Annotated in this window: 20 protein-coding genes; 5 read left to right on the top strand and 15 right to left on the bottom strand. The window is 63.5% G+C overall.

The genetic code is table 11. The features are described from left to right. Nucleotides 1-9: 9 nt before the first annotated feature. Genes paaK through paaA form a run of 9 tightly spaced genes read right to left on the bottom strand, consistent with a single transcriptional unit; the run spans nucleotide 10 to nucleotide 7,829 of the window. Nucleotides 10-1,323, bottom strand: a complete 1,314-nt coding sequence (gene paaK, locus LMJ30_RS20265) for a phenylacetate--CoA ligase PaaK (protein ID WP_229434375.1) — start codon at nucleotides 1,321-1,323, stop codon at nucleotides 10-12. 21 nt (nucleotides 1,324-1,344) lie between these two features. Beyond that, nucleotides 1,345-1,794 carry a hydroxyphenylacetyl-CoA thioesterase PaaI gene (paaI, locus tag LMJ30_RS20260; RefSeq protein WP_229434374.1) on the bottom strand — a complete coding sequence of 150 codons (450 nt, stop codon included), beginning with the start codon at nucleotides 1,792-1,794 and terminating at the stop codon, nucleotides 1,345-1,347. Beyond that, nucleotides 1,787-3,343 carry a 3-hydroxyacyl-CoA dehydrogenase PaaH gene (gene paaH, locus LMJ30_RS20255; protein WP_371873059.1) on the bottom strand — a complete coding sequence of 519 codons (1,557 nt, stop codon included), beginning with the start codon at nucleotides 3,341-3,343 and terminating at the stop codon, nucleotides 1,787-1,789. Before paaH ends, paaI begins: the two co-directional genes overlap by 8 nt. 2 nt (nucleotides 3,344-3,345) lie before the next feature. Beyond that, nucleotides 3,346-4,137, bottom strand: coding sequence for a 2-(1,2-epoxy-1,2-dihydrophenyl)acetyl-CoA isomerase PaaG (gene paaG, locus LMJ30_RS20250; RefSeq protein ID WP_229434372.1), 792 nt, complete (start codon nucleotides 4,135-4,137; stop codon nucleotides 3,346-3,348). A 22-nt stretch (nucleotides 4,138-4,159) separates the two neighbouring features. Further along, nucleotides 4,160-5,236: a 1,2-phenylacetyl-CoA epoxidase subunit PaaE gene (paaE, locus tag LMJ30_RS20245; RefSeq protein WP_229434371.1), complete on the bottom strand. Its 1,077-nt coding sequence runs from the start codon at nucleotides 5,234-5,236 to the stop codon at nucleotides 4,160-4,162. A gap of 9 nt (nucleotides 5,237-5,245) precedes the next feature. After that, nucleotides 5,246-5,764 carry a 1,2-phenylacetyl-CoA epoxidase subunit PaaD gene (gene paaD, locus LMJ30_RS20240; RefSeq protein ID WP_229434370.1) on the bottom strand — a complete coding sequence of 173 codons (519 nt, stop codon included), beginning with the start codon at nucleotides 5,762-5,764 and terminating at the stop codon, nucleotides 5,246-5,248. Next, entirely contained in the window at nucleotides 5,764-6,516 is a 753-nt protein-coding gene (gene paaC, locus LMJ30_RS20235; protein WP_229434369.1) for a 1,2-phenylacetyl-CoA epoxidase subunit PaaC, read from the bottom strand. Before paaC ends, paaD begins: the two co-directional genes overlap by 1 nt. Nucleotides 6,517-6,524: 8 nt before the next feature. Then, nucleotides 6,525-6,809, bottom strand: coding sequence for a 1,2-phenylacetyl-CoA epoxidase subunit PaaB (paaB, locus tag LMJ30_RS20230; protein ID WP_229434368.1), 285 nt, complete (start codon nucleotides 6,807-6,809; stop codon nucleotides 6,525-6,527). A gap of 30 nt (nucleotides 6,810-6,839) precedes the next feature. Further along, complete coding sequence (gene paaA / locus LMJ30_RS20225) at nucleotides 6,840-7,829, bottom strand: 1,2-phenylacetyl-CoA epoxidase subunit PaaA (RefSeq protein WP_229434367.1); 990 nt, start codon at nucleotides 7,827-7,829, stop codon at nucleotides 6,840-6,842. A gap of 200 nt (nucleotides 7,830-8,029) precedes the next feature. Between paaA and paaX the strand changes: the two genes are divergently transcribed. After that, on the top strand, nucleotides 8,030-8,989 hold the full coding sequence (gene paaX, locus LMJ30_RS20220) for a phenylacetic acid degradation operon negative regulatory protein PaaX (RefSeq protein WP_229434366.1): 960 nt from the start codon (nucleotides 8,030-8,032) through the stop codon (nucleotides 8,987-8,989). Between the two features lie 5 nt (nucleotides 8,990-8,994). On the opposite strand, the gene LMJ30_RS20215 is transcribed toward paaX, so the two are convergent. Then, nucleotides 8,995-9,255, bottom strand: coding sequence for a DUF2442 domain-containing protein (locus tag LMJ30_RS20215; RefSeq protein ID WP_229434365.1), 261 nt, complete (start codon nucleotides 9,253-9,255; stop codon nucleotides 8,995-8,997). An 83-nt stretch (nucleotides 9,256-9,338) separates the two neighbouring features. Further along, nucleotides 9,339-10,391, bottom strand: a complete 1,053-nt coding sequence (locus LMJ30_RS20210) for a phospholipase A (RefSeq protein WP_229434364.1) — start codon at nucleotides 10,389-10,391, stop codon at nucleotides 9,339-9,341. A 135-nt stretch (nucleotides 10,392-10,526) separates the two neighbouring features. Between LMJ30_RS20210 and LMJ30_RS20205 the strand changes: the two genes are divergently transcribed. Next, the gene (locus LMJ30_RS20205; RefSeq protein ID WP_229434363.1) at nucleotides 10,527-11,024 is read left to right on the top strand and encodes a hypothetical protein; all 498 of its coding nucleotides are present in this window, start codon (nucleotides 10,527-10,529) and stop codon (nucleotides 11,022-11,024) included. A gap of 44 nt (nucleotides 11,025-11,068) precedes the next feature. Here the strand turns inward: LMJ30_RS20205 and LMJ30_RS20200 are convergent, their stop codons facing one another. Continuing rightward, nucleotides 11,069-12,157: a TRAP transporter substrate-binding protein gene (locus tag LMJ30_RS20200; protein ID WP_229434362.1), complete on the bottom strand. Its 1,089-nt coding sequence runs from the start codon at nucleotides 12,155-12,157 to the stop codon at nucleotides 11,069-11,071. A gap of 133 nt (nucleotides 12,158-12,290) precedes the next feature. On the opposite strand from LMJ30_RS20200, the gene LMJ30_RS20195 reads away from it, so the two are divergent. Both LMJ30_RS20195 and LMJ30_RS20190 read left to right on the top strand, forming a co-directional pair. Beyond that, entirely contained in the window at nucleotides 12,291-13,421 is a 1,131-nt protein-coding gene (locus tag LMJ30_RS20195; protein WP_229434361.1) for a M14 family metallopeptidase, read from the top strand. 199 nt (nucleotides 13,422-13,620) lie between these two features. Beyond that, nucleotides 13,621-14,031 (top strand): hemerythrin domain-containing protein, encoded by a 411-nt coding sequence (locus LMJ30_RS20190; RefSeq protein WP_229434360.1) that lies wholly within the window; start codon nucleotides 13,621-13,623, stop codon nucleotides 14,029-14,031. On the opposite strand, the gene LMJ30_RS20185 is transcribed toward LMJ30_RS20190, so the two are convergent. Beyond that, complete coding sequence (locus LMJ30_RS20185) at nucleotides 14,007-15,203, bottom strand: GGDEF domain-containing protein (protein ID WP_229434359.1); 1,197 nt, start codon at nucleotides 15,201-15,203, stop codon at nucleotides 14,007-14,009. The two genes, LMJ30_RS20190 and LMJ30_RS20185, sit on opposite strands and share 25 nt — an antisense overlap. A gap of 231 nt (nucleotides 15,204-15,434) precedes the next feature. Here LMJ30_RS20185 and LMJ30_RS20180 point away from each other — a divergent pair, with 231 nt between their 5' ends. Beyond that, the gene (locus tag LMJ30_RS20180; protein ID WP_229434358.1) at nucleotides 15,435-16,031 is read left to right on the top strand and encodes a hemerythrin domain-containing protein; all 597 of its coding nucleotides are present in this window, start codon (nucleotides 15,435-15,437) and stop codon (nucleotides 16,029-16,031) included. Nucleotides 16,032-16,306: 275 nt separating this feature from the next. Here LMJ30_RS20180 and LMJ30_RS20175 read toward each other — a convergent pair whose 3' ends face one another. Next, nucleotides 16,307-17,395, bottom strand: coding sequence for a TRAP transporter substrate-binding protein (locus LMJ30_RS20175; protein WP_229434357.1), 1,089 nt, complete (start codon nucleotides 17,393-17,395; stop codon nucleotides 16,307-16,309). A 105-nt stretch (nucleotides 17,396-17,500) separates the two neighbouring features. After that, nucleotides 17,501-18,853 carry a metalloprotease PmbA gene (pmbA, locus tag LMJ30_RS20170; protein ID WP_229434356.1) on the bottom strand — a complete coding sequence of 451 codons (1,353 nt, stop codon included), beginning with the start codon at nucleotides 18,851-18,853 and terminating at the stop codon, nucleotides 17,501-17,503. Nucleotides 18,854-18,911 lie beyond the last annotated feature (58 nt).

Below are 18,911 nucleotides of genomic sequence, written 5' to 3'. Positions count from 1 at the left end.
CTCCTCTGTTCAGTTCTTTGGACGCTTGTCGATCACGCGGCGCGCCTTGCCGGTCATCGTGCGTTCGATGCCTTCGGGCTGGGCCAGCGTAACGCGGGTGCTGACGCCGACAAACGTCTTGATGCGGTGCTCAAGGTCGCGGCACAGCGCGGTGATCGCGTCGGCGGCCAACGAGGCGTCGCGCATCTCTGCCATCACCTCCAGCTTGTCGAGGTGGCCATCGCGCGTCACCTGCAACTGGTAGTGCGGCGCCAGCGCCGGCATCTTCAGGATCAGTTCTTCGATCTGGCTCGGGAACACATTCACGCCGCGGATGATCAGCATGTCGTCCGAGCGGCCATTGATCTTGCCCATGCGGCGCATGGCGCGCGAGGTCGGCGGCAGCAGGCGCGTGAGGTCGCGCGTGCGGTAGCGGATGATCGGCAGCGCTTCCTTGGTCAGCGAGGTGAATACCAGCTCGCCTTCCGAACCGTCCGGCAGTACTTCGCCGGTCTCCGGGTCGATGATCTCCGGGTAGAAGTGGTCTTCCCAGATCACCGGGCCGTCCTTGCTTTCGATGCACTCGCTGGCCACGCCAGGGCCCATCACTTCCGACAGGCCATAGATGTCGACCGCATCGATACCGGCGCGGCGTTCGATCTCGGTGCGCATCGCATCGGTCCACGGCTCGGCGCCGAAGATGCCGACCTTGAGCGAGCACTGGGCCGGGTCCATGCCCAGGCGTTCGAATTCCTCGATGATGTTCAGCATGTAAGACGGCGTCACCATGATGATGTCCGGCTTGAAGTCGCAGATCAGCTGCACCTGCTTTTCTGTCTGGCCGCCCGACATCGGAATGACCGTGCAACCGAGGCGCTCGGCGCCGTAGTGCGCGCCCAGGCCGCCGGTGAACAGGCCGTAGCCGTACGAGATGTGGCAAATGTCGCCGGCGCGCCCGCCTGCGGCGCGGATCGAACGCGCGACCACGTCGGCCCAGGTATTGATGTCTTTTTGCGTGTAGCCGACCACGGTGGCCTTGCCGGTGGTGCCCGACGACGCGTGGATGCGCACCACCTGCTCGCGCGGGACCGCAAACAGGCCGAACGGATAGTTGTCGCGCAGGGTCTTTTTGTCGGTGAACGGGAATTTGGCGAGATCGGCCAGGGTCCGCAGGTCTTCCGGATGCACGCCGGCGGCGTCGAACGCGGCGCGGTAGTGCGGTACGTTTTCATAGGCGTGCTTCAGCGACCACTTCATACGTTCGAGCTGCAAGGCTTGCAGCTCGTCGCGGCTCGCTCGTTCGATCGGCTCCAGGTCGCCCTGGGCTGGAATGCGTTGGACCATCTTCGTCTCCTCCAATTTAACTTATGCGGCAACCTCGGCAACCGGCCCGCTGACGCGGTGCGACTTGCCGCGGAAAAGCGCGATCAGGCGCCCGTCCTGGTTGCTTACCTTGACGTCGTACACGCCGGTTTTGCCGCTCAGGGTCTGTTCGACCGCTTCCGCGACCAGCATCTCGCCTTCGCGGCCCGGCGCGACATAATCGATCGTGCAGCCTGCGCCGACGGTCTTGTGGTTGTGCGAATTGCAGGCGAACGCGAACGCGCTGTCGGCCAGCATGAAAATGTAGCCGCCGTGGCAGGTCTGGTGCCCGTTGAGCATGTCGCGCCGCACCGGCATCGTCATCAAGGCATAGCCTGGCCGGATCTCGCTCAGCTTCATGCCAAGGGCCTGGCTGGCCGGATCGCGGTCCCACATGGTTTTGCCGGCCAGTTCGGCCAGTGCCTGGGCGTCGTGCTGGATATCCTTATGCATGGAAGTTCCCTGATGCTGCGACCTTGCGGCGCAGGAGCGGCGAGACGCGGTAGCGGTCTTCGCCATAAGTGGTTGAAAGGTTGGACAGGACGGTGGCGACATGGGCGAGGCCGACCGCGTCTGCCCAGGCCAGCGGGCCGCGCGGATAGTTGACGCCCTTTTGCATGGCGATGTCGACTGCCTGCGCGCTGCAAACGCCCTGGTTGACGGCATCGGCCGCTTCGTTGGCCAGCATCGCGACCGTGCGCATCACGGCCATGCCCGGCACGTCGTCGAGGCGGGTGACCGCGAAGCCGGCGGCCTGGAACAAGCCGACCACCGAGTTGTAGGCGGCGTCGCTGCACTGGTCTGCGCGCGCCAGCGCGATGCGCTTTGCGCTGCCGTAGTCCAGCACGAGGTCGTACAGCACCGTGTCCGGGTGCTTGTTGGCGGCCGCGCGTTCGGTCGCGCTGCGGCCGTCGGTCAGGAACAGCGCCGCGCCATTGCAGTGGAAAGCCGGCGCCTCGTTTTCGCCGGAGTGCGGCAACGCCTCGCGGTGCGCGACCTTGAAGCCAGCCGCGCGCAGGCGCTCCTCCAGCGGCGCCGTGACAGCGCCGGTGACGCCCGGCTCCATGCTCAGGCCCACCGCGTCAGGCCGTTCCTGCGGCGCTTCGGCCTGCGAATCTTCTTTTTCCGCGCCGGCGGCGTAGTCGAAGAAGCCGCGGCCCGATTTGCGGCCCAGGTAGCCGGCGTTGACCATCTCCTGCTGCAGCACCGACGGGGTAAAGCGCGGGTCATTGAAGTAGGCGTGGAAGACCGACTGCGTGACCGAGAAGTTGACGTCGTGGCCGATCAGGTCCATCAGCTCGAAAGGCCCCATGCGGAAGCCTCCCGCCTCGCGCATGACTGCGTCAAGGGTGGCGGCACTCGCGGCCTGTTCATTAAGCAGGCGCAGCGCTTCAGCGTAGAACGGCCGCGCAACCCGGTTGACGATGAAGCCAGGCGTCGACTTTGCGTGCACAGGGCTCTTGCCCCAGGCGGCAGCAGTGGCATACACGGTGTCGGCGACGCCGCGGCTGGTGGCCAGCCCACTGATCACCTCGACCAGCGCCATCAGCGGCACCGGATTGAAGAAGTGCATGCCGACCAGGCGCTGCGGCAGGCGCAGGCGCGCTGCGATTGCGGTCACCGAGATCGACGAGGTGTTTGTGGCGAGGATGCACTCGTCGTGGACGATGCCTTCGAGGTCGGCAAACAGAGTGCGCTTGACGTCCAGGCTTTCGACAATCGCTTCGATGACGATGGCGGCGTCCTTCAGCTCGGCCAGGCTGGAAGCGCCGGACAGACGGTCGCTGGCGGCCTGCACTTCTTCGTCGGTCATCTTGCCTTTTTCGGCCAGCTTGCCGTACATGTTGCAGATGCCGGTGATCGACGCCTTGACCGCTTCGGGACGCGCATCGAACAGCACGACCTTGTAGCCTGCTGCCGCCGCTACCTGGGCGATGCCGGTGCCCATTGCGCCGCTGCCTACCACCGCAACGATGCTGCCCTTGTCGAGAGCCTGTGCCATCCTCATTCCCCCTTGAAGTGCGCCGGGCGCTTTTCGATAAAGGCGGCGACGCCTTCGCGGTAATCATGGCTGTACCCGAGTTCGCGCATCATCTCGCCTTCGAGCTTCAGCTGCTCGGGCAAGGTGTTGTCCCAGCTCGCCTGCAGCGCCTTTTTGGTGAAGGCCAGGCCCTTGGTGGGGGCGACGGCGAAGTGTTCGGCCATCTTCATGGCGTCGTCGAACAGCGCTTCGTCCGGCACGCATTTCCAGATCAGGCCCCACTGCTCCGCCTTTTCGGCGCTCAGCTTCTCGCCCAGCATCGCCAGGCCGGTGGCGCGCGCGTGGCCGATCAGGCGCGGCAGGTGCCAGGTGCCGCCGCTGTCCGGGATCAGTCCCAGGCGGCAGAAGGCTTCGACGAAACTGGCCGATTTCGCGGCCAGCACGATGTCGCAGGCCAGCGCGATGTTGGCGCCAGCGCCGGCAGCCACGCCGTTGACGGCGCAGATGACCGGCATCGGCAGGGTGCGCAGCGTGTTGATCAGCGGCGCGTAGAATTTTTCGACGGAGTCGCCCAGGTCGACGCCCTTGGCGCCCGGTTCGACCGCGCGGTCGCCAAGGTCCTGGCCGGCGCAGAAGCCGCGGCCCGCGCCGGTCAGCACCAGCACGCGCACGCTGGGATCAAGCTGCGCCGCGTCGAGCGCGGAACGCACTTCCAGGTGCATCGCCTGCGTGAAGCTATTGAGCTTGTCCGGGCGGTTCAGCGTCAACAGCGCGATGCCGTCCTTGATCTGGAACTTGATGTTTTCGTAGTTCATGCGGTCTCCGTTATTTTTTGTTTTATTCGGCCTGGTCGAAGTCGACCACGACCTTGTCCGTCACCGGGAAGCTCTGGCACGACAGGACGAAGCCGCGCGCGATCTCGTAGTCTTCCAGCGCGTAGTTGACGTCCATGTCCACCTTGCCGTCGACGATCTTGCAGCGGCAGGTCGAGCACACGCCGCCCTTGCAGGAGTAGCGCATGTCGATCCCGTGGCGCAGGCCGGCGTCGAGGATCGACTCCTTGTCCTTGTCCATCGTGAAGCTGGTATGACTGCCGTCCATGATGACGGTGACCTCGGTCTCGTGCGATACGGTCGGATCGAAATGGCGTGGCTTGTGCTCGTGCTTTGGAATGCTTGCCGCGAACAGTTCGACCTTGATGTTCGATTTCGGCATGCCTGCTTCCTGCAGCGCGGCGGAGACGCCCAGCATCATGTCCTCGGGGCCGCAGATGAAGGCGACATCGATATCCTCGATGTTGATCCAGTGCTGCATGAACTGCTCGCACTTTTCCTTGGTGATGCGGCCGTTGAACAGTTCGATGTCCTGCTGTTCGCGGCTCATCACGTAGGCCACGTTCAGGCGGTCCATGTAAGTGTCCTTCAGGTCGGTCAGTTCTTCCCTGAAGATGACGGTGGACGATGCGCGGTTACCGTAGAACAGGGTGAACTGGCTGTTCGGCTCCGCCTGCAAGGTGGTCTTGATGATCGAGAGGATCGGCGTGATGCCGCTGCCGGCTGCGAAAGCGGCGTAGTGGCGCTTCGCCTCCGGCTCCAGCGGCACGTTGAAGTGGCCCATCGGCGGCATGACATCGAGCACCGCGCCCGGCTTCAGGTTTTCGTTGGCCCAGGTGGAAAACTGGCCGCCCGGCGTACGCTTGATGGCCACGCGCAGCAGCTTGTCCTGTACCGCGGAGCAGATCGAATACGAGCGGCGCAGGTCCTCGCCGCCGATCATCGCGCGCAGGGTCAGGTGCTGGCCCTGCTGGTACTTGAAGCTGTCCGCCAGTTCAGGCGGTACGTCGAAGGTGACAGCGATGGTGTCGCGCGTTTCGTTACGCACGCCGGCGACATGCAATGGATAGAATTTGCTCATTTGTCTGCCTTAATGGCACTTGAAGTAGTCAAAGGGTTCGCGGCAGTCGAGGCATTTGTACAGTGCCTTGCATGGCGTCGATCCGAACTGGCTGGTCAGCTGGGTATGGGTGGAGCCGCAGTTAGGGCAGGCAATCACCAGCTCGGGCATCGGGCGCCGCTTGACGCCGGCCGTCAGGCCGCTGATATCGATCACCTGCTGCGCCGGCGGCGCGATGCCGTAGCCCTTGAGCGCTGCCTTGCCCGTTTCGCTCATCCAGTCGGTGGTCCACGCCGGCGACAGCTGGCTGACCAGCTTTACCTTGTCGACGCCATGCTGGTGCAGCGCCTCGGTCACCGCTTCGGCGATCACCTGCATCGCCGGGCATCCCGAGTAGGTCGGCGTGATGGTGACGACGCATTCGTCGCCCTGCCATTCCACATTGCGGACGATGCCGAGATCCACCACCGAGATCACCGGGATCTCGGGGTCGGGAACCTCGCCGAGCCAGGCCCAGACCTGCTCAACACTGGCCAGCGCCGCGTTCATTACCAGTCGGCGCCGGGATAGGCGCGCTGCAGGAACTGCATCTCGGCCAGGATATAGCCCAGGTGCTCGCTGTGCCTTCCCGTTTTGCCGCCCTGCTGCATCCAGGCGTCCGCGGGCGGCATTGCCAGCGTCGCTTCGGCGAAGATCTCGCCGACGTGCTCGAGGAACGATGCGCGCAGGTCGGCAGCGGCAGGCGCCACGCCCTGTGCGGCCATCTCGTTGTCGACGTCGTCGTAGATGAACATCTCGCCCGAATACATCCACAGCGCGTCCAGCGCGGCCTGCATGCGCCGGTGGCTTTCAGGCGTGCCGTCGCCGAGGCGCACCACCAGGTCGCCGCTGCGGCGCAGGTGGTAGGTCACTTCCTTGAGCGACTTCTCGGCGATTTCCGCGATGCGCGGGTCGCTCGATTTGGTCAGTCCCTGCATCAGGAAGTAGTGCCAGGTATCGAACAGGAACTGGCGCATCATCGTAAATCCATAGTCGCCATTGGGCTGCTCGACGATCAGGCAGCAGCGCATCTGGTGCGCGTCGCGCAGGTAGGCCAGGTGGTCCTCGGTGCGGCCGAGGCCTTCGATCTCGGCCGCGTAGCCCAGCCACATGCGGGTCTGTCCGAGCAGGTCGAGGGCGACGTTGGCAAGCGCCATGTCTTCTTCCAGCGCAGGGCCTTTGCCGCACAGCTTGCACAGCTGCTGCGACAGGATCAGCGCATTGTCGCCCTGGCGCAGCAGGTATTCGAGTTTGGCGTCCACGGGCGCGCTCACAGGTTCTTGACTTCTTCCGGCATCGGGAAGAAGGTCGGGTGGCGATAGACTTTGCTGTTGGACGGCTCGAACAGCGCGCCCTTGTCGCCCGGGCTGCTGGCGACGATGTCGGTGGCGCGCACGACCCAGATCGACACGCCCTCGTTGCGGCGGGTGTAAACGTCGCGCGCGTTATTGACCGCCATTTCGGCGTCCGGTGCATGCAGGCTGCCCACGTGCTTGTGCGCGAGTCCGTGCTGGCTGCGGATGAAGACTTCCCACAGTGGCCATTCTTTGCTCATTCGGTGCTCCAGTTTTATTGTGTGAGCCGCTTACGCCGCGGCGCGTGCTGCTGCTTTTTTATCGGCGTGCGCGACCAGCGCATCGCGGAACCATGTGCCGTCTTCCCATGCCTTGACGCGGGTCGCCAGGCGCTCCTTGTTGCACGGGCCATTCCCCTTCAGGACGTTGTGGAACTCGCTCCAGTCGATCTCGCCGAATTCGTAGTGCCCGGTTTCGGCGTTGAACTTCAGGTCAGGGTCGGGAATCGTCAGGCCCAGGTACTCGGCCTGCGGCACGGTCTGGTCGACCATGCGCTGGCGCAGTTCGTCGTTCGAGAACAGCTTGATGCGCCACTTGCTCGACTGCGCACTGTTGACCGACTCGGCGTCCGACGGGCCGAACATCATCAAGGAAGGCCACCACCAGCGGTTCAGCGCGTCCTGCGCCATCGCCTTCTGCTCCGGCGTGCCTTTTGCGAGGCTCATCATGATGTCGTAGCCCTGGCGCGCGTGGAACGACTCTTCCTTGCAGACGCGGATCATGGCGCGCGAGTACGGGCCGTAGGAGCAGCGGCACAGCGGGATCTGGTTGATGATGGCCGAGCCGTCGACCAGCCAGCCGATCGCGCCCATGTCGGCCCACGACAGGGTTGGGTAATTGAAGATGCTTGAATACTTCGCCTTGCCCGAGTGAAGGGCGTCGAGCAGTTCGTCGCGCGACACGCCCAGCGTTTCGGCGGCGCTGTAGAGGTACAGGCCGTGGCCCGCCTCGTCCTGGATCTTGGCCAGCAGGATCGACTTGCGCTTCAGCGTCGGCGCGCGCGTCACCCAGTTGCCTTCAGGCAGCTGGCCGACAATCTCCGAGTGGGCGTGCTGCGAAATCTGGCGGATCAGCGTTTTGCGGTAAGCGTCGGGCATCCAGTCCTTCGCTTCGATCTTGATGCCTTCGTCGATGCGCTGCTGGAAAGCGAGCTCTTCCGCACCCATATCCGCTTCGGTCTGGACCTTCTTGAGGCCGGTTTCTACCATCTGTGCATACATGGTGGTTCTCCATCACGTGTTCTGTGAAATCGATAATACGATACATAAAATGAGATGTACACACTTTTATTGTGTCGTATTTAGAATTTGTATCCCTTTGCTGCGCGCGATAGTTAAAAATTAATCGTGCGCCGATTGCCCAGCGAAGTAAACTCCGGCAATCCTTGACAAACAGGCTACCCGCGCCAGACCATGCTCGAATGAAACAATTAACCAGCAGCGAATGGATCAGTCACTTCCTTGCCAGCGACCCGCCCCGCTCGAAGTCGCTGGTGATGACGATTTTCGGCGACAGCATCGTGCCCCACGGCGGCGCGATCTGGCTGGGCAGCCTGATCGAGCTGCTGGCGCAGTTCGGCATCAACGACCGGGCCCTGCGCACCAGCGTGTTCCGCCTGGCGCAGGAAGGCTGGCTGGTTGCCAACCGCGACGGCCGCCGCAGTTCCTACGCGATCCTGCCCGAGGCCTTGCCGCGCTTCCAACGCGCCTACCGCCGCATCTACGACGTGCCGACCATCAACTGGGATGGCAAGTGGACCCTGGTGATGTCAGGTCCGGCCGGGCTGGATGCGCCGGGCCGCGCGTCGCTGCGCAAGCAGTTGCTGTGGGAAGGCTATGCGCTGATCAGCGCCGGCGTGTTCGGCCACCCGGCGGGCGACCCGGCCGTGCTCGACGAAATCCTTGGCCGTGCCCAGGTGCGCGACAGCCTGTATGTATTTAGTGCGGCCGAGCTGCCGCAGGTGCACTCGCGCCCGCTGCGCGAACTGGTCGACGAAGGCTGGGACCTGTCCGACGTGGCCGCCGGCTACCGCCACTTCATTGAAGAATTTGCGCCGCTGCAGGCGCTGCTGGCCGAGCGCGTGGCGCCGGAACAGGCGTTCGTGATCCGCACCCTGCTGATCCACGCCTACCGCCGCGTGCAGCTGCACGACCCGATGCTGCCGGTGGAGTTGCTGCCGCAGCCGTGGCCAGGGGTGGAAGCCTATAACGTGGCGCGCGCGCTGTACATGGCGACCTACCGCGCCGCCGAGGAACATATCATGGCGACCTTGCTGCGCGAGGATGCCCAGGCGCAGCCGGCGGAAGACGCCTTCTACCAGCGCTTCGGCGGGCTGAACAAAGACCCGCTGTCCGAGCCGGTGTACGACGGAATCAAGTGACCGCGCTAGCAGTCCGAACTGAGCGCGGTGTGCGAAAACGCCATCGGGAAGCGGATGGCATCGAGGGTGAGGTCGAGGTCCAGCTCGGGCCAGTAGACCCGGCTGGCGCTCGGGCACTGCACGCGGCAGATCTGGGCGATGGTCGCGTGCTCGAACCACGGAAACTCAACAAACGGCAGGTATAACTCCTCACCATTGCACTGCAGCCAGAAGCCGTGCTGGTTGATGCTGGTGACCTGCGCGCACGAAATGCGGATGGCTGTCATTGCGGTTCCTTCGTGTTCGGAGTGACCCGACGAAGGTATCAAAATGGCAGCGCTGCGCCTTGAGATGGCGCAGCAACAGTCGGTCAGGGCGACACTTTGAAGCCGAATCCGATCGAGCGCTGGAAGTAGTTGTAGTCGATCAGGCTCTGGCCGTAACCCGAAAACAGGTGCACGTAAGCACCCACCTTGCCGGCGATCGGGTAGGTGTAGCCGACCTGCACGCCGCTCTTGTTGGTCGAGGTGTTATAGCGGACCGTGGCGTTGAGCTCCTGGCCGTTGTCCCAGTGGTAGGCGGCCATCAGGTCGCCACGGCCCATGTAGTCGACGATGTCCGGGTTATTGTCGTCGTCCGCCGCCTCGTTGACCCGATTCCAGACGCGCCCGACCAGAGACAGGTTGCCGCTATCGATGCCGAGCTGCGCGTAAGTCCGGTTCCAGCTGCGCGACAGCGACCCGGCCTGCCCGTTCGACTGGTGCACGAAGCCGAGCCCGGCAAAACGCGCATTGATGCCCAACAACGATCCCTTCAAGGGCATCACCGCCATCACTTCCGGCTCGTAATTGGTCTCGCGGAAAGGGCTTGACGCATCGTGGTTGGCGGCCTGCCAGAAGCTCTTCTGCGTGTAACCGAACCACAGGTCGAGCGGCTTGCTGAACGCCTGGTCGATCATCTTGATCTTGAAGCTCAGCTGGTACGCCAGCTCGGCATGCGACAGGCCCTTGTCCTGCTGCAGCAGCGAACGGTAGGGCAGGTAGGGCTCGCCGTTGGGCGCGTGGCTGTAGGTGGCGATCAGGTAATTCGACTGGTGCGCGCGAAAGCGCAGGGCGCGGTTGTCGAGGTCGCCCAGTTCCCAGTGGTTCGCCAGCCGCGACGGCGCGGTGGCGGTGGCGTGCGCGTCCTCGATTTCTTCAGCGTCGGAGTCCGACAGCACCGCAGCAGCGGGAACCGGCGCGGCCGGGGCGGCAGGCTTGGCGACACTGGCGGCGGCCAGCTGGTCGAAACAGGCCAGGCGCGCCACGTTGTCGGTCACCGTCATGCAGTCGGCAAGCGAGGCCGGTGCGGCATGCAGCAGCGGCGCCATCGCGGAGAGGACCAGCAGGCAAGCAAAGGATTTTGGAGCGGGAAGGATATGCATGAAGGGTAGAAAAACGGCAAATGATTGCCGAATACTACGTGACCTGCGGAATTCATGCTGCACGTCCATTCGTGCGCGCAAGCAAATATAAAAATTATATTATTAAGCTAATTTCAACGAACCCGGAGAACCTTCATGTCCCCTTCCATCCTGCGCCTTGCCTCCGCCGCTGCCCTCGCGCTGGCCTCGTTCAGCGCCTCGGCCGATACGGCGACGACGCAAAACCTCGAGATTTCCGGCGTACTGATGGAAAAAGCGGGTCCTTCGCAGCGCTGCCCGTCAAAGTTCGGCGGCACGATTACCGGCCACGGCGTCAGTGACCAGGTTGGCCGCGTCGCCTTCGTGGCAACCGACTGCATCACCCCATCGGGCCCACTGTTCAATTTCGACCAGGGCCGCTTCATCATCATGACGACCAACGGCGACCAGATTTTTGCCGCCTATAGCGGGCAGTTCGTGCCGACCGGCGTGGGCGCGGCTTACGTGTTCAGCGGCGCAACCTTCCAGATCACCGGCGGTAACGGCAAGTATTTCAAGGCAACGGGCGGCGGTTCGCTGACCGGCGGCCAGGACATGATCACGGGCATGGGCACGGTTCAGCTGTCCGGCAAGATCCATTACAAGGCCGACTAAGCACGGCGACCAGCCCGGCCCGCTAGGGGCCGGGCAGCTACGGCTTATTTGCGGCCGGCAGCGATCAGGAAGTTCTGCATGCTCGCTTCGGACACCGAAGCCCACATGTTCTGGTCCTGGCGGAAGCGCTTCCACGGCGTGTAGATCTTGCGGAACTTCGCATTCTTCGCCGCTTCTTCTTCCATCACCTGGTTCGAGATCTTGTACGCCGCATCGAGGATCGGGCGCGAGAAGAAGTGCATCTTGGCGCCGTTCTTGATCAGGCGCGCCAGCGCCGCCGGGTTCTTGGCGTCGTAGTCGGCCTGCATGCTGACGTGGCATTCGTAGCTCGCCACTTCGATGGCCGCCTGGTACTGCTTCGGCAGCTTCTCCCATTCCTTGATGTTGATGTAGAACGACAGCTGCGGCCCGGCCTCCCACCAGCCCGGCGCGTAGTAGTGCGGCGCCACGCGCGCCAGCCCCAGCTTTTCATCATCGTACGGACCGACCCATTCGGCCGCGTCGATCGTGCCCTTCTCCAGCGCCGTGTAGATATCGCCGGCAGGAATTTGCTGCGGCACCGCGCCCATGCGTTCCATCACCCGGCCGGCGAAACCGGCGATGCGGATCTTCAGGCCCTTGACGTCGGCCAGCGTCTTGATCTCCTTGCGGTACCAGCCGCCCATCTGGGTGCCCGTGTTACCGGCCATGAAGTTGATGATGCCGTAGTCTTTGAAGAAGTCGCGCATCAGCTCGCGCCCGCCGCCCTGGTCGAACCAGGCAGTCTGCTGGCGCGAGGTCAGGCCGAACGGCACCGCGCAGTCGAACGCGAAGGTCGGGTCCTTGCCGTAGTAGTAGTAGGACGGGGTGTGGCCCATCTCGACGGTGCCGGCCTGGACTGCGTCCATCACCTGCAGGCCCGGCACGATTTCGCCGGCGGCGAACTGGCGGATCGTGAATTTGCCGCCGGTCAGTTGCGACACCCGCCTGGTGAAGGCGTCGGCCGGGCCGTAGATCGCGTCCAGCGTTTTCGGGAAGCTCGAGGCCAGGCGCCAGGTGATGGCGGGCTGGGTAGCCTGGGCCAGCGCGGGCGCTGCCACCGCGCCGGCCGCGGCGCCAACTGCTGTGTTCTTCAGGAAGGACCGACGTTGCATAGGGTGTCTCCAGAGGGTTTTAAGTGTTTGCCTGAAAGTCAATTGTAGCCGCAGCTTGTGCGATTCCGGTAACCTGCCGCAAGGAATTTAGTATCATCTAGCTCTTTACCCGATTTTCATCACAGGACTTACCATGTCTATCAAGATCAGCAGCCAGTTCGACGCTGGCGCCATCGAGGTCGTCAGCGCCACAAGCGCCAACGCCATCGACCTGAACATCCGCAAGGATTCGCACGCGGACATCACCCAGTGGTTTTACTTCCGCCTGCAGGGCGCGCAGGGTGAGCCGTGCACGATCCGCTTCCTGAACGCGGGCCAGGCCGCCTATCCGGCCGGCTGGGAAGGCTACGATGCGATGGCCAGCTACGACCGCGTGAACTGGTTCCGCGTGCCGACCGCTTTCGATGGCCAGGTCATGACGATCACCCACACGCCCGGCATGGACAGCGTCTACTACGCCTACTTCGAGCCGTACTCGTGGGAACGCCACCTCGAGCTGCTGGACCGCGCGCAGATGTCCGAGCACGTGCGCCTGGTCGACCTCGGCTCGACCGTCGACGGCCGCGACCTGAACATGCTGGTGATCGGCGATCCTGAAGCGAAGAAGAAGGTCTGGGTCATCGCGCGCCAGCACCCGGGCGAGACGATGGCGGAATGGTTTGTCGAAGGCATGCTGGACGCGCTGCTCGATCCGGCCGACGCGTTCGGCCGCCAGGTGCTGAAAGAATGCGTGATGTACGTGGTGCCGAACATGAATCCGGACGGCTCGTTCCGCGGCAACCTGCGCACCAACGCGGCCGGCGCCAACCTGAACCGCGAGTGGAACACGCCGACCATGGAGCGCAGCCCTGAGGTGTTCCTGGTCAAGAACAAGATGAAGGAAACCGGCTGCGACCTGTTCCTCGACGTGCACGGCGACGAGGGCCTGCCGTACGTGTTCGTGGCGGGCAGCGGCGCCTTGCCGACGTTTACCGCGGAACAGGCGGCTGCCGAGAAGAAGTTCTCGGACGACTTCAAGATCGCCAGCCCGGACTTCCAGGACGTGCACGGCTACGGCGAATCGCCATACACCGAAGAGACCATCACGATGGGTTCGCCGCACATTACCCACGCCTTCGGTTGCCTGTCGCTGACGCTTGAACTGCCGTTCAAGGACAACGCCAACGACCCGGACGCGCAGACCGGCTGGGATGGCGCCCGCAGCGCCCGCCTCGGCGCGGCTGTGCTGCAGCCGATCCTGCAGTCGCTGCGCGCCACCAAGTAAGCTTCCCTCCCCAACGCCAGGCGCACCACGCCTGGCGTTTCACCCTCCGTACCCCCCTGCCCCTGTCCGCCCATGCCGGCGTCATTTTCCTTGCGGCAACTTAAAGATGCATTTAAAATCTAACTTATCGGGCGCCAGTCGAGGCGCCACCGTCAGCCGTATCCATCTTTTTGCAGCTCAAACACCAAGGTTAAATGCCATGAATATCGATAAGTTCAAGCACCAGCATGTGGACATTCTCGCCAGCGTTGGCGCGCTGCGCGCTCTCGTCAAGGACGGCATCGCCGAGAACGCCGACCGGATATGCAAGCAGATCATTTCGATGAGCGCACTCATCAAGCTGCACCTGGCGGTGGAAAATTCGGTGCTCTACCCGGCGCTGCAAAGCACCAACAACGCGGCCGTGGCACACATGGGCAAGCAGTTTCAGAACGAAATGGAGTCGATCTCGGCGGCCTACCTGAATTTCGCCCGCCGGTGGAACAGCGCCGCCAGCCTGTCGAGGGATCCGGAAACGTTCCGGTCGGACGCGAACACCGTGCTCAAGGTATTGCATGCGCGCATGCAGCAAGAAAATACCGTGTTCTATCCGGCCATCGAAGCCCTCTGACCCTGGCGCGCGCGCGCCGGAGCGCCGGCATCGACGGTGCGCGCCCGGCCCCCTTCCTTGGCCTGGTATAAAGCGCGGTCGGCGCGGCGCAGGATGTCCGCCATTCGCGTTTCTCCCGGCGCGCGCCGCGCCATGCCGCCGCTATAGTCAAGCAGATAGCCCAGTTCGCGCATGGCGGCGTCCTCCAGGTAGGCACGCACGCGCTGGTCGAAGGCGTGTGCGGAATCTTCCTCGGCCCCCACCAGCAGCACGCAGAATTCTTCGCCGCCGTAGCGGCACACGGTATCGCCGCTGCGGCACGCCGCCTTCAGCGCCATGGCAAAGAACTGCAGGGCATGGTCGCCGGCTTCGTGGCCGCGGGTATCGTTGATTTGCTTAAAGTAGTCGAGGTCGATCATCAGCACGCTCATCGCCCGCTGCGAGCGAATGCTGTTGGATAATTCGATGTCGGCCGCCAGCAACCAGGCGCGTCGGTTCAGCACGCCCGTCAGGCCGTCGGTGGTGGCGAGCCGTTCGAGCGCCCGGGCCGCTTCGTCGCGGTGCGCCAGCAGGATACCCACCAGGGTCAGTACGGCGGTCCCGTTGGTCACCAGTGCGAAGGCCACGTTCACTGGGTGAGGCGTCAGGAAAGCTGGAAACTGATCGGTGAAGAATGCGCCAAGTACGCCCCGCCAGGCGGTGACGATCATCTGCGCCGCCAGTCCGACCACCAGCAGCCAGCGCCAGCGCCCGACCGGAACTGCGGGCCTGCGCACCAGCGTCACGATCATCAGCGCCATCTGCACGGCCAGCAAGCCGTTTGCCCAGCCAACCCGGAACGCGTAGCTGGAAAAGCCTGCCGCATAGCCTGCGGTCATGATAACGGCGACCATGGCCGGGGCGCGGGTGGGAGTGGTGCGGCCGCACCACAGCTCGAAAGCGGCAGCATTGCAGGCAAGGCCGCCGGAAATGCAGCCCATCGACAAGGTAGACAGGGTCAAATCGGCCGCTCCACCGGGCACCATCAAGCCTGAAGCCAGCAGCAGTACCCAACCGGTGGCCTGCAATACAGCCCCGCCCTGGCCGAGCCGGGCCGCCCTGTTGACGTCCCCCATCACGGAGGTCAACGCCACCGCCATGATCAACATGCTAAGCGTCATCGCAACCAGCAGTGAGGCAATATTCAAGGACATGAAGGCGAAGCCTTTGGGGGCGGTGGACAGGGGGTGACGAACAAGGCGCACGGGGCAGGCATGTCATCGAGGCAACAGTATAGCCCACCAACTTGCCCTTCAGCACGAAACATTGCAGAGGCGACGGGGAAGGCCCGGTGTTTTCCCCGCTGGGCTTAACATGATCCAGATCAAGGAAATTGGCTTGCGGTACGCCTACGATCAAGATTGACCCCACACGATGGCCAAAAAATGAAGACACCCGCCCAGCATCCGACCACCCGCATCATCGAACAGGAACACCAGCGCCTCGGCGCTGTCATTCGCGCCATGCTGCACTTCGTGCGCGGCATTGCCGAGGGCGGCGAGGCGCCCCCGTTCAAGGTGTTCCGCGCGATGCTCCTGTATATCGCCGATTTCCCGGAGAAGATGCACCACCCGAAGGAAGACGGACTGTTTGCGCTGTTGAAAAAGCGTACGGCCACCGTGGATGACACCATCGCAGAGCTGGAAGCCCAGCATGCGCAAGGCGAAGCGCTGGTGCGCAATCTCGAACACCAGCTGACACGCTACGAGCTGCAGGGCGGAGCCGCGGCCGATAAGTTCTTCAAGGCTGTCGAGGATTACGCGGCCTTCTACTTCGGCCACATGCGGATGGAAGAAGAAATCATCCTTCCGGCAATCGACAAGTTCCTGACCAGCGACGATTGGTACGACGCCGACCATGCTTTCGCCGTCAACGAGTTCAGTGCCGACATGGCGACCTTCGAACAGCTGTTCTCGATGATCGCCAATATCACCCCGGCGCCGATCGGGCTGGGCGAACCCATCGCCACCCGGCCCGCCTGAACGGCAGGCGCTTGCTAAAAAAGGCTATGTCACCGTTAAGTGTGGAAGCGCTACGCCCTCGTCGTTCCCGCGCACGCGGGAACCCATGCTGAAGACGATCAGTAATAAAGCGACTCGACCTCCAGCGCATACATAGAATGGGTTCCCGCTTTCGCGGGAAGTCGGGTCCGCCAGTGGCGGGCACGACGTGCTCAATTCCATACCTAACGGTGACATAGCCTAAAAAAAATGCCGCCAGGCACAAGCCGGCGGCATTTTCATTTGCGGCGGCGGCCTTACTTGGCGCGGCCGGCGCGGATCAGGAAGTCCTGCATGCTGGCTTCGGAAACCGACGCCCACATGTTCTGGTCACGCTGGAAGCGCTTCCATGGTTCGTAGATCTTCTTGAACTTGGCGTTCTTGGCCGCTTCTTCATTCATCACCACCTGGGCGTTCTTGTAGCAGGCATCCATGATGTCGCGCGAGAAGGTGCGCAACTTGACGCCGTTCTTCAGCAGGCGCGCCAGCGCTGCCGGGTTCTTGGTGTCGTATTCGGACTGCATCACCACGTGCGCTTCATAGGTGGCCACTTCCAGCGCCGCCTGGTATTCCTTCGGCAGCTTTTCCCATTCCTTCACGCCCACGTAGAACGAGAAATTCGCGCCCGATTCCCACCAGCCCGGTGCGTAGTAGAACGGCGCAACCTTGAAGAAGCCCAGCTTTTCATCGTCGTACGGGCCAACCCACTCGGCCGCGTCGATCGTGCCCTTTTCCAGTGCAGGGTAGATGTCGCCGCCGGCGAGCTGCTGCGGCACCACGCCCAGGCGGGTCAGCACCTGGCCGGCGAAGCCAGCCACGCGCATCTTCATGCCCTTGAGGTCGGCCACCGATTTGATTTCCTTACGATACCAGCCGCCCATCTGGGTGCCCGAGTTACCGCCCAGGAAGTTGACGATGCCGTAGCCGCGGAAGAATTCGCGGGTCAGTTCGCGGCCGCCGCCCTGGTCGAACCAGGCGGTGTGCTGGCGCGAGGTCAGGCCGAACGGCACTGCGCAGTCGAAGGCGAATGTAGGGTCCTTGCCGAAGTAGTAGTATGAGGCGCTGTGGCCCATTTCGACGGTGCCGGCCTGGACCGCGTCCATGACCTGCAGGCCAGGCACGATTTCGCCTGCGGCGAAGGTGCGGATGTTGAATTTGCCACCGGTCAGCTGCGATACGCGCTTGGACAGCGTATCCGATGCGGCGAAGATGGTGTCGAGGGACTTGGGAAAACTGCTGGCGAGGCGCCAGTTAATGGTCGGCAGCGATTGCGCGAGTGCCGGGGCAGCAACCGCGGCGGCCGAAGCGCCTACCGCAGCCTTCTTCATAAAGGAACGACGTTCCATATTCTTTGTCTCCTGAGTTTTTTGTAAACCGGCAATACACCAGCTGGACTTAGTGTATTGCTGGCCGCTCAAGCTTGCAACGAAAATATGAGACGAACCCGGCAGTTAGCTGCCGGCGACCACCATCTTCTCGATCAGGATCGACCCGGTCGACTTGTTGCCGCGGGTCAGCACGTCGTTGCCGATGGCGACGATGGCCTGGAACATGTCCTTCATGTTGCCGGCAATGGTGATTTCCTCGACCGGATACTGGATCACGCCATTCTCGACCCAGTAGCCCGACGCGCCGCGCGAATAGTCGCCGGTCACGTAGTTGGTGCCTTGGCCCATCAGTTCGGTGACCAGCAGGCCGCGGCCCATCTTGCGCAGCATGCCGGCGAAGTCGTCCGCTTTCTTCGTGTTCGACGAGGTCAGCGACAGGTTGTGCGAGCCGCCCGCGTTGCCGGTGGTCTTCATGCCCAGCTTGCGCGCCGAGTACGAGGACAGGAAATATCCCTGCAGCACGCCGTTCTCGACGACATTGCGGCGCACCGTGCGCACGCCTTCTTCATCGAACGGGGCCGAGCCGACGCCGCCGATGACGTGCGGGTCTTCCACCACCTGGATGTGCGAAGGGAAGATCGCCTGGCCGAGCGAATCGAGCAGGAAGGTCGACTTGCGGTACAGCGCGCCGCCGGAAGTCGCCTGTACAAAAGAGCCCAGCAGGCCGGCGGCCAGCGGCGCTTCGAACAGCACCGGGCAGGTGCGGGTGTCGAGCTTGCGCGCGTTCAGCCGCGCCAGGGCGCGCTCGGCTGCGTAACGGCCGACCGCTTCCGGCCTGGCCATCTTTTTCGGGTCGCGCACCGAGGTGTACCAGTCGTCGCGCTGCATTTTGGCGCCCTTGCCCGCGATCGGCGCCACCGACAGGGTGTGGCGCGAGAACGGGTAGCCGCCGGCGAAGCCGCGCGAGTTGGCCGACACAAAGTGCGACTGCTGCACATAGACGCTGGCGCCCTCGCTGTTGGTCACGCGCGGGTCGACCTCGAAGGCGGCCGCTTCGGCCCGCTGGGCGATGACCACCGCTTCTTCGGCCGAGATTTGCCACGGATAGCACAGGCGCAGGTCGCGCGGGTTCTTTTCGAGCATGTCCTCGTCGGCCAGGCCGGCGCAGTCATCCTCGGCGGTAAAGCGGGCGATGTTGTACGCCGCTTCGACGGTGGCGCGCAGCGCCGCAGGCGAAAAATCGGAGGTGCTGGCATTGCCGCGCTTCTGGCCGATGTAGACCGTCACGCCCATGCCCTTGTCCTTGTTCTGCTCGATCGTCTCGATCTTGCCACGGCGCACTGAGACCGACAGGCCGCTGCCCTCGCTGATCTCGACCGATGCATCGGAGCCGCCCTGCTCCCTGGCGAAGCCCAGCACGTCGCGTGCGAGCTGCTGGAGCTGGTCCTGGGTATGGATAAAGACGGAGTCGTTCATATTGTGTTTTTCTCGGCTATCCGGTTAAACGGGTATGATAGCAGTCGTTTACTGTTTT

This window comes from Massilia agrisoli (assembly GCF_020831365.1).
Lineage (GTDB): Bacteria > Pseudomonadota > Gammaproteobacteria > Burkholderiales > Burkholderiaceae_D > Telluria_A > Telluria_A agrisoli.
Note: the sequence above shows the minus strand (reverse complement) of the source record. Positions and strands in the feature narration are given on the sequence as shown.

Excerpts from the sequence above, each read along its gene's own strand:
- paaK (WP_229434375.1), bottom strand. The coding sequence starts at position 1,323 with ATGGTCCAACGCATTCCAGCCCAGGGCGACCTGGAGCCGATCGAACGA.
- paaI (WP_229434374.1), bottom strand. The coding sequence starts at position 1,794 with ATGCATAAGGATATCCAGCACGACGCCCAGGCACTGGCCGAACTGGCC.
- paaH (WP_371873059.1), bottom strand. The coding sequence starts at position 3,343 with ATGGCACAGGCTCTCGACAAGGGCAGCATCGTTGCGGTGGTAGGCAGC.
- paaG (WP_229434372.1), bottom strand. The coding sequence starts at position 4,137 with ATGAACTACGAAAACATCAAGTTCCAGATCAAGGACGGCATCGCGCTG.
- paaE (WP_229434371.1), bottom strand. The coding sequence starts at position 5,236 with ATGAGCAAATTCTATCCATTGCATGTCGCCGGCGTGCGTAACGAAACG.
- paaD (WP_229434370.1), bottom strand. The coding sequence starts at position 5,764 with ATGAACGCGGCGCTGGCCAGTGTTGAGCAGGTCTGGGCCTGGCTCGGC.
- paaB (WP_229434368.1), bottom strand. The coding sequence starts at position 6,809 with ATGAGCAAAGAATGGCCACTGTGGGAAGTCTTCATCCGCAGCCAGCAC.
- paaA (WP_229434367.1), bottom strand. The coding sequence starts at position 7,829 with ATGTATGCACAGATGGTAGAAACCGGCCTCAAGAAGGTCCAGACCGAA.
- paaX (WP_229434366.1), top strand. The coding sequence starts at position 8,030 with ATGAAACAATTAACCAGCAGCGAATGGATCAGTCACTTCCTTGCCAGC.
- LMJ30_RS20215 (WP_229434365.1), bottom strand. The coding sequence starts at position 9,255 with ATGACAGCCATCCGCATTTCGTGCGCGCAGGTCACCAGCATCAACCAG.
- LMJ30_RS20210 (WP_229434364.1), bottom strand. The coding sequence starts at position 10,391 with ATGCATATCCTTCCCGCTCCAAAATCCTTTGCTTGCCTGCTGGTCCTC.
- LMJ30_RS20205 (WP_229434363.1), top strand. The coding sequence starts at position 10,527 with ATGTCCCCTTCCATCCTGCGCCTTGCCTCCGCCGCTGCCCTCGCGCTG.
- LMJ30_RS20200 (WP_229434362.1), bottom strand. The coding sequence starts at position 12,157 with ATGCAACGTCGGTCCTTCCTGAAGAACACAGCAGTTGGCGCCGCGGCC.
- LMJ30_RS20195 (WP_229434361.1), top strand. The coding sequence starts at position 12,291 with ATGTCTATCAAGATCAGCAGCCAGTTCGACGCTGGCGCCATCGAGGTC.
- LMJ30_RS20190 (WP_229434360.1), top strand. The coding sequence starts at position 13,621 with ATGAATATCGATAAGTTCAAGCACCAGCATGTGGACATTCTCGCCAGC.
- LMJ30_RS20185 (WP_229434359.1), bottom strand. The coding sequence starts at position 15,203 with ATGTCCTTGAATATTGCCTCACTGCTGGTTGCGATGACGCTTAGCATG.
- LMJ30_RS20180 (WP_229434358.1), top strand. The coding sequence starts at position 15,435 with ATGAAGACACCCGCCCAGCATCCGACCACCCGCATCATCGAACAGGAA.
- LMJ30_RS20175 (WP_229434357.1), bottom strand. The coding sequence starts at position 17,395 with ATGGAACGTCGTTCCTTTATGAAGAAGGCTGCGGTAGGCGCTTCGGCC.
- pmbA (WP_229434356.1), bottom strand. The coding sequence starts at position 18,853 with ATGAACGACTCCGTCTTTATCCATACCCAGGACCAGCTCCAGCAGCTC.